General features: G+C 54.1%; 10 protein-coding genes. 3 read left to right on the top strand and 7 right to left on the bottom strand.

All coding sequences use genetic code 11. From position 1 onward, the window contains the following. Positions 1–150: hypothetical protein (locus WFM46_RS21815; RefSeq protein WP_336998531.1), on the bottom strand; the 150-nt coding region annotated here is incomplete at its 3' end. A gap of 338 nt (positions 151–488) precedes the next feature. Here WFM46_RS21815 and ppsR point away from each other — a divergent pair. The 3 genes from ppsR (at position 489) to hemP (ending at position 2,916) form a co-directional block, all read left to right on the top strand. After that, positions 489–1,322: a posphoenolpyruvate synthetase regulatory kinase/phosphorylase PpsR gene (gene ppsR / locus WFM46_RS21820; RefSeq protein WP_336998526.1), complete on the top strand. Its 834-nt coding sequence runs from the start codon at positions 489–491 to the stop codon at positions 1,320–1,322. A 153-nt stretch (positions 1,323–1,475) separates the two neighbouring features. Next, positions 1,476–2,522: a 3-deoxy-7-phosphoheptulonate synthase AroH gene (gene aroH / locus WFM46_RS21825; protein WP_103181075.1), complete on the top strand. Its 1,047-nt coding sequence runs from the start codon at positions 1,476–1,478 to the stop codon at positions 2,520–2,522. Positions 2,523–2,679: 157 nt separating this feature from the next. Continuing rightward, on the top strand, positions 2,680–2,916 hold the full coding sequence (gene hemP / locus WFM46_RS21830) for a hemin uptake protein HemP (protein WP_336998532.1): 237 nt from the start codon (positions 2,680–2,682) through the stop codon (positions 2,914–2,916). 33 nt (positions 2,917–2,949) lie between these two features. On the opposite strand, the gene selO is transcribed toward hemP, so the two are convergent. The 6 genes from selO to WFM46_RS21860 all read right to left on the bottom strand — a co-directional run. Continuing rightward, positions 2,950–4,392, bottom strand: a complete 1,443-nt coding sequence (gene selO / locus WFM46_RS21835; RefSeq protein ID WP_336998527.1) for a protein adenylyltransferase SelO — start codon at positions 4,390–4,392, stop codon at positions 2,950–2,952. A 64-nt stretch (positions 4,393–4,456) separates the two neighbouring features. Then, on the bottom strand, positions 4,457–5,167 hold the full coding sequence (locus WFM46_RS21840) for an EAL domain-containing protein (RefSeq protein ID WP_336998528.1): 711 nt from the start codon (positions 5,165–5,167) through the stop codon (positions 4,457–4,459). A 285-nt stretch (positions 5,168–5,452) separates the two neighbouring features. Then, on the bottom strand, positions 5,453–5,917 hold the full coding sequence (locus tag WFM46_RS21845) for an NlpC/P60 family protein (protein ID WP_103179311.1): 465 nt from the start codon (positions 5,915–5,917) through the stop codon (positions 5,453–5,455). Between the two features lie 72 nt (positions 5,918–5,989). After that, the gene (btuD, locus tag WFM46_RS21850; protein ID WP_336998529.1) at positions 5,990–6,745 is read right to left on the bottom strand and encodes a vitamin B12 ABC transporter ATP-binding protein BtuD; all 756 of its coding nucleotides are present in this window, start codon (positions 6,743–6,745) and stop codon (positions 5,990–5,992) included. Then, positions 6,745–7,296, bottom strand: coding sequence for a glutathione peroxidase (locus WFM46_RS21855; protein ID WP_325940088.1), 552 nt, complete (start codon positions 7,294–7,296; stop codon positions 6,745–6,747). Before WFM46_RS21855 ends, btuD begins: the two co-directional genes overlap by 1 nt. Positions 7,297–7,331: 35 nt before the next feature. Then, positions 7,332–7,789: iron chelate uptake ABC transporter family permease subunit (locus WFM46_RS21860; RefSeq protein WP_336998530.1), on the bottom strand; the 458-nt coding region annotated here is incomplete at its 5' end.

Raw genomic sequence — 7,789 nt, forward strand, 5'->3', positions numbered from 1 at the left:
AGCAAATCCATTCGGTACGGAGACACCCATACTGGACAGATTTGTAATCATTTCACCCAGGGAGGCATTTTTGCCTCCAACTCTGTCTACATCATTCATGCCGAGTTGGTTATACCAAAGCACCAGCGGTGACGAGCCATTGTTGGACATCGAAACAATCCTTTTATGATATATGAACGGGTTTTGAGAAGTTCCTTACTGCGTATTTATACTGTCATATTTATTCGCGCTAAAAAAACGGTGAATCGTGTAAGCACATTTATTTTTTAGCTTTTCAGACTCTTCCCGCTTAAATGCTAACCTAATGATTCTTATGGATTCCCACAAAAATACTCAGACTTTAGGGTGATTTTGAAAAATGAAACACCCCTTTCATTTAAAATAAAAATAGCGTTTCATTTTTATTTTCCGGCCTACATTGCCTGTTGTATTTTACTTTTTTAATTTATGCTTTCAGTCAATTACATCTGATATACCGAGTGTGCAAAATGGATAATGCTGTCGATCGCCACGTTTTTTATATTTCCGATGGTACGGCCATCACCGCCGAAGTACTGGGCCACGCAGTCATGTCGCAGTTCCCGGTTTCCATTAACAGTATCACCCTGCCTTTTGTGGAAAACGAGAGCCGCGCCAGAGCGGTGAAAGATCAAATCGATGCCATTTTTCAGCAGACCGGCGTGCGCCCGCTGGTCTTCTATTCGATTGTCATCCCGGAGATTCGCCAGATCATTTTGCAGAGCGAAGGCTTTTGCCAGGATATCGTCCAGGCGCTGGTGGCCCCTCTACAACAGGAGATGAAGCTGGACCCCACCCCGGTGGCGCACCGCACCCACGGCCTGAACCCGGCTAACATCATTAAATATGACGCGCGTATCGCCGCCATCGATTACACTCTCGCCCATGACGACGGCATTTCGCTGCGTAATCTCGATCAGGCCCAGGTCATTCTGCTCGGCGTGTCGCGCTGCGGTAAGACCCCTACCAGCCTCTATCTGGCGATGCAGTTCGGGATCCGCGCCGCCAACTACCCCTTCATCGCCGATGACATGGATAATCTGGTGCTTCCGGCAGCGTTAAAACCCCTGCAACATAAGCTGTTTGGTCTGACCATTAACCCGGAACGCCTTGCGGCCATCCGTGAAGAGCGCCGGGAAAACAGCCGCTACGCCTCGATGCGCCAGTGCCGTATGGAGGTGGCTGAAGTCGAAGCCCTGTACCGAAAAAACAATATTCCGTGTCTGAACAGCACCAACTATTCGGTCGAAGAGATCGCCACCAAAATTCTCGATATTATGGGCCTGTATCGCCGCATGTACTAACAGGCTAGTACATTAGTTCATAATCCTTTATACTCGCTCCCCATTACAGGGCACGTCTGTGCCCTGCACTTGAAATCAGCGGGGATTGGTTTAAGGTGATGCCCATCATTTCCCGGTAAGTTACCGATGAAGCACTACATTCTGAGAAATACCATGAATAAAACCGATGAACTGCGCACAGCGCGTATCGATAGCCTGGTGACGCCAGCAGAGCTGGCCCAGCGGTACCCTGTTTCTGCGACAGTAGCCGAACACGTGACAACGTCACGCAAACGTATTGAAAAAATCCTTAATGGGGACGATCGCCGCCTGCTGGTGATTGTCGGTCCCTGCTCTATTCACGATCTAGACGCCGCGATGGACTACGCCCAGCGCCTGAAAGGACTCCGGGATAAGCACCAGTCACGGCTGGAGATCGTGATGCGTACCTACTTTGAGAAACCGCGCACGGTGGTAGGCTGGAAGGGGCTGATCTCGGACCCCGATTTAAACGGCAGCTACCGGGTCAATCACGGCATCCAGCTGGCACGTAAACTGCTATTGCAGGTCAACGAACTTGGCGTGCCTACCGCCACTGAATTTCTCGATATGGTGACCGGGCAGTTTATTGCCGATCTCATCAGCTGGGGGGCGATTGGCGCCCGTACCACCGAAAGCCAGATCCACCGTGAAATGGCCTCGGCGCTCTCCTGCCCGGTGGGCTTTAAAAACGGCACCGACGGCAATACCCGCATCGCGGTAGATGCCATCCGCGCCGCCCGCGCCAGCCATATGTTCCTGTCGCCGGACAAGAACGGTCAGATGACCATCTATCAGACCAGCGGCAACCCCTACGGCCACATCATTATGCGCGGCGGCAAACAGCCAAACTATCATCCCCAGGATATCGCGGAAGCCTGCGATACCTTGCGCGAGTTCGACCTGCCGGAACAGCTGGTGGTGGATTTCAGCCACGGTAACTGCCAGAAGCAGCACCGTCGCCAGCTCGACGTCTGCGACGAGGTTTGCCAGCAGATCCGCAACGGCTCCAGCGCCATTGCCGGGGTGATGGCGGAAAGTTTCCTGCGCGAAGGTACGCAAAAAGTGGTGGTCGGCCAGCCTGTTACTTACGGACAGTCAATCACCGATCCTTGCCTGAGCTGGGAAGATACTGAAGTGCTGCTGGATAAACTGGCGGCGGCGGTGGACTCACGCTTTTAGCACCTGCGCCGGGTGGCGGCTACGCCTTACCCGGCCTACAAACCCCTACCGTAGGCCCGGTAAGTTAAGCACCACCGGGCTTTTTTTCAGGTCGTATCTCTCAAGCCTCTCACCTTTTCTCACAAAAAGAGTTGCTGGACCGGGCAGTTTATCGATAATAATTATCAATGTTATATTGATTGCTATTTTAAAAAATTATATGTCACCTATGGATAACAGTGCAGCAACGCTTACCCGTCATGAAGACAAAACCGCGCCAGCCCCGGAGGCGACCGATCGCCGTATCGACAGTAAACAGCTGCTGGGCGAAGAGGGACGCGTCATCATTGAGCATCATGGTCAGCACTACCTGTTGCGCCAGACACATGCCGGAAAACTCATCCTCACAAAATAATCCCTTCGCTACCGCAGCCGGTATTCTCACGCGTTAGCTTGAGCAACTCACCTCAAGCCGCTTGCCCCAGTCTGGCGGGCGGCTGATATAGTCATCGTTACGGTCAGCAAACGGCGTCCGCAGGGCCTCATGCAGGCGATGAAGCTCAGCGTAATCGCCTTTTTCAGCCTGCTCGATCGCCCGCTGCGCCAGCCAGTTACGCAGCACCATCGCCGGGTTGACGGCATTCATTTGGGCCTGACGCACATCGTCGGCAACATTCTCCTGCTGCAGGCGCGTGCGGTAAATCGCATACCAGTCATCAAAGGCCTGACGGTCGATAAACTCATCGCGTAGCGGCGAAGCGGGGCTCTGCTGTTCGGTTTGCCCCAGCATGCGGAAGGTGCGGGTGTAGTCGCTGCCTTCCCGGGCCATCAGCGCAAACAGGTTATTCAGGATGGTGTTATCGCCCTTCTCCTCGGTCATCAGCCCCAGCTTGCGGCGCATCAGTTTGCCGTATTGCTGCAGGAGCACCTCCTGATAGCCATCCAGCGCGTCGTTGAGCGCTTCAACATCAATAAACGGCGACAGAGACTGGGCCAGACGCTGCAGGTTCCACAGCCCGACAGCAGGCTGGTTATCAAAGCTGTAACGCCCCTGATAGTCTGAGTGGTTGCAGATATAACCCGGCTGATAGTCGTCGAGGAAACCGTATGGGCCATAATCGATAGTCAGCCCGAGAATCGACATGTTATCGGTATTCATTACGCCGTGAGCAAAGCCCACCGTCTGCCAGCTGGCGATCAGAGATGCGGTACGCGCCACCACGTCGCGGAACCAGAGAATGTACTTATCGGCCTCGCCCTGCCACTGCGGCCAGTAGTGACGAATAACAAAATCTGCCAGCTGGCGGACTTTTTCCGGCTCGCGGCGATAGTAGAAGTGTTCAAAATGGCCGAAACGGGCATGGCTCTGGGCAACACGGATCAGCATGGCCCCCTGCTCCATCGTTTCACGCGCGACGGGGGTATCGCTGGTGACAATCGACAGTGCACGGGTAGTGGGAATGCCCAGGGCATGCATCGCCTCGGAAGCCAGGCTTTCGCGGATGGTGGAGCGCAGCACGGCGCGACCGTCGCCCATACGCGAGTATGGCGTGAGCCCGGCCCCTTTCAGGTGCCAGTCCATCGTTTGGCCATTGGCAAGCTGCTGTTCGCCAAGCAGGATCCCCCGCCCGTCACCCAGTTGTCCGGCCCAGACGCCGAACTGGTGCCCGCTGTAGACTTGCGCCAGCGGCTGCATGCCCGGCAGCAGCGTTTCGCCGCCAAAGACGCCAGCGCCCTGTTCAGGGCGAAAGAGCGAGGCCGGGATTGCCAGTTCGTCTGCCAGCGCCGTGTTATGCCAGATTAGACGGGCATTGTTCAGGGGCGTGGGTTTCAGGGCCGTGTAAAAACCGGGTAGTTCATCATGCCAGTGCGCGGTAAAAGACAGGGTCATAGGTCCTCCTGCTTTTAGTGTAGTGGGTTTGTCAGATGTTAAACACCGGTTAAGACCAAGGTTATCACTGCACCAGGGACGTGATCCGCTCAAGGGGAACGGCAGGCCAGAGGTTGCCCTGCATGGCACTGAAGCCGTAAACCGACAGCCGTTGCAAGGCGATCTCATCATTAACGCCCGCCACCATCAGCGACTGACAGTACGGCGATACCTGGGCAAAGATAGCCCGTAAAAAAGGATCGAAGGTATTTTCAGTAAGATGATTCTGAATGAAATTTTTATCCAGCGCCACGCGTTTAAACATGCCATCAAAAATGGCTTTGGTTGACGCATCCCCGGTTCCGAAATTACCCAACACCAGCGGAAAGCGCAGCGCAAAATTCATTAGCGTGTTATTTAAATTACCTTTATTAAGGTCAGGGTAGTTCTCATAAATGGTGAACTCCAGCCATGGATATCGTTCACATATTGAAACACCTTCGTCTTCAGTTAACAGGTATTCAACGATAACCGGGGAGATATTTATCCAGGCGATGAGCTGTTGCTGAATAAAAAAGAGCTTGCAGGTTTCAAGCAAGGCGAGCTGCTCCTGAAACAGCATCAACTCCTGTACAGGGATTAGCATAGGCCGCACCAGCTCGGTAGGTATGCGCACCTGGTTGTTAACGCCAACAAAGTTGACGTTTATTTCAAGTCCTTTAAGCGCTCCTGAGTCATGGCGCGCAGGGACTAATAAAAATTCTGTTTGGTACGCAATATCCAGCATCACAATCATGGCATCCGTCCTGATTTAAAGACGATACATGACATCCTGAATCATATGCTGAAGCAATTCAACCTTATGGATTTTAATAGGAATAATTTCATTCGTTCCTTTTAATTTTCGGATTTTCCTTAGCCCTGAAATAATCTTATCCTGGTTGCTGCTTAATAGCCAGTTTAGCTTAACTACCAGAATTGCATCAAATTAATTCAGACCTCTGGCCTCCCGGTAAATTAAGCCTTAAAACGAATCTCATTTAAAAATTATGCTACGTCGCGCCCGCCTGGCGCGACGGGGTTAAATACGCCGGGCTTGCCAGAAATTTTTGCGCCAGTAAACGTTGTTGAGAGACGAACGCATTACACCGCGGCTGGTCGAGGCGTGTATAAATTGATTATCGGTATCGTAGATCCCGACATGCAGGCCGCTCTCTCCGGAGCCGGTTTTGAAGAACACCAGATCGCCCGGTAACAGATCGTCTTTATCAATTTCGGTGCCTATAGTTGCCTGCTGGCGCGTTTCTCGCGGCAACTGCAGGGCAAACTTGTCGCGAAAGGTCAGCAGGACAAACCCCGAGCAATCCACCCCACCACGGGTCATGCCGCCGTAACGATAAGGCGTGCCTCCCCAGCTATGGAGTTGATCGTTAAGACCGGCAATTACGGCGATAGAATCAGACAGCCGCGCGTTGGGCGGCGGTGCGCGATGGCTGCTGCATCCTGCAAGAAATAGCGCGGCTACCAGGAGAAAACAGAATCGCATTCCCGACGAATCCTCTGATTTTTTGAATTTTCTGTAATTTAGCCTGTGAATATGTCGCTGTGCAACAAGCGGTTATTCCTGTGACGTCGAAATGATCATTCTGTGACCTTCGATGTCCAGGCGGCGGAAAGACATCTCATACGCTTTCGCCAGATTCGGCGGCGTCAGCACGCTGTCACGCGCCCCGCTGGCAATGAGTTGCCCCCGATTCAGCAGCCAGACGCGATGCGCGTGGCGTAGCGTATGGTTGAGATCGTGACTGCTCATGACTACCGCAACCCCCTGCTGTGAAAGTGCGCTCAATGTTCTGTCGAGCGCTACCTGCTGGGCCACATCGAGACTGGTCATGGGTTCATCCAGCAGCAGCAGTTGACCGTGGGGATTGCCCTGGGGATGGATTTGCAGGATCACCGCTGCCAGCCGCACACGCTGCCACTCTCCCCCCGAAAGCTGACTGACGTTTCGGGACAGCTTATCTTCAATACCCAGCATCGCTGCCACGTCACTTAACAGCCCCTTTTGCGGGTTGGTGTGCTGATGCAGCGTCAGATAGTGCCAGACCGGCATAGCGAACGGCGCAGTTTGCTGCTGTGCCAGATATGCCCTGCGGCAGGCCAGCGAGGCGGGAGACCAGCGCGAAAGGGGTTCCCCCAGTAAGGTAATGTTCCCTTCACCACCGGTTAAACCCGCCATACGGGAGAGCAGCGTGCTTTTCCCGGCACCGTTCGGCCCGACAAGATGAACGATCTCCCCACCATTGACGGTGCTATCGAGCGGGCCCAGCCGCCCTTTCACCGCTACGGCGCTGAGCTGCATCAGGACGGTCATTAGCTGGCCAGCGCCTTTTCAACCGCAGAGGTGATGGCCGGATCGTCTGGCGTCATATCCGGTGAAAAGCGCTGGATCACCTTCCCGTCGCGACCGATCAGGAACTTCTCGAAGTTCCACAGGATGTCCTCCGGCGAAAGCGGCGCGCGGCCTTTACTGGCCATACGTTCATAAAAACCGCTGCCCTCTGGCGCCACGGCGGTCGGTGCTGCCGCAATCAGCTTCTGATAAACCGGATGGCGGTTCTCACCGTTAACATCCACTTTACTGAACATCGGGAAGGTCACGCCATAGGTTGTGCTGCAGAATGTTTTGATCTCTTCTTCGCTGCCTGGCTCCTGGCCGAGGAACTGATTGCAAGGGAAGCCCAGCACGCTGAACCCCTCTTTTTCCCGCGCCTTTTGCATCGCTTCCAGTTGCTCATACTGGGACGTCAAACCGCATTTAGAGGCCACGTTAACCACCAGCAGCACTTTGCCTTTGTAGCTTTCCAGAGTGGTCTTTTCCCCATCAATGGTCGTCACTTCGGTGTTCAGAATATCGTTCGGCATAACATTCCCTCAGGTTGATGTTCAGAGTGGCAGCCTTAGCGGCCCGCTTTTAATAATAGCCAGATAAATACCGGTGCTCCCAGCGTAGCGGTGACAACACCAATCGGCAACTCTGCTGCGGTCAGAGCCAGACGCGCAATGATGTCGGCAATAAGCAGCGTAGCGCCGCCTGCCACGGCCGCAGCAGGCAGCAGCAAGCGATGGTCGGTAATCCCGCACAGACGCAGCATATGGGGGATAACGAGGCCGATAAAGCCGATGGCCCCAGACAGCGCCACGCTCACCCCCACCATCCAGCCGATGGCGATCACCAGGATGTTGCGCCAGAAGGTTAGCGGCAGTCCCAGTTGGCTAGCAGAAACTTCGCCCAGCACCAGGATGTTCAGCGGCGCTGCCTGAAAGCAGCCCCAGACGATGGCAGGCACCAGCAACAACATTAGCCAGCCCTGTTCCCAATTCACGCCACCGAAGCCGCCAATCATCCAGTACATCA

It is taken from the genome of Leclercia sp. M50 (genome assembly GCF_037150775.1).
GTDB lineage: Bacteria > Pseudomonadota > Gammaproteobacteria > Enterobacterales > Enterobacteriaceae > Enterobacter.

Bases quoted from the DNA above. Each gene is read 5' to 3' on its own strand.
- selO (WP_336998527.1), bottom strand. From the start codon at position 4,392: ATGACCCTGTCTTTTACCGCGCACTGGCATGATGAACTACCCGGTTTT.
- btuD (WP_336998529.1), bottom strand. From the start codon at position 6,745: ATGACCGTCCTGATGCAGCTCAGCGCCGTAGCGGTGAAAGGGCGGCTG.
- aroH (WP_103181075.1), top strand. From the start codon at position 1,476: ATGAATAAAACCGATGAACTGCGCACAGCGCGTATCGATAGCCTGGTG.
- WFM46_RS21840 (WP_336998528.1), bottom strand. From the start codon at position 5,167: ATGATTGTGATGCTGGATATTGCGTACCAAACAGAATTTTTATTAGTC.
- ppsR (WP_336998526.1), top strand. From the start codon at position 489: ATGGATAATGCTGTCGATCGCCACGTTTTTTATATTTCCGATGGTACG.
- WFM46_RS21845 (WP_103179311.1), bottom strand. From the start codon at position 5,917: ATGCGATTCTGTTTTCTCCTGGTAGCCGCGCTATTTCTTGCAGGATGC.
- WFM46_RS21855 (WP_325940088.1), bottom strand. From the start codon at position 7,296: ATGCCGAACGATATTCTGAACACCGAAGTGACGACCATTGATGGGGAA.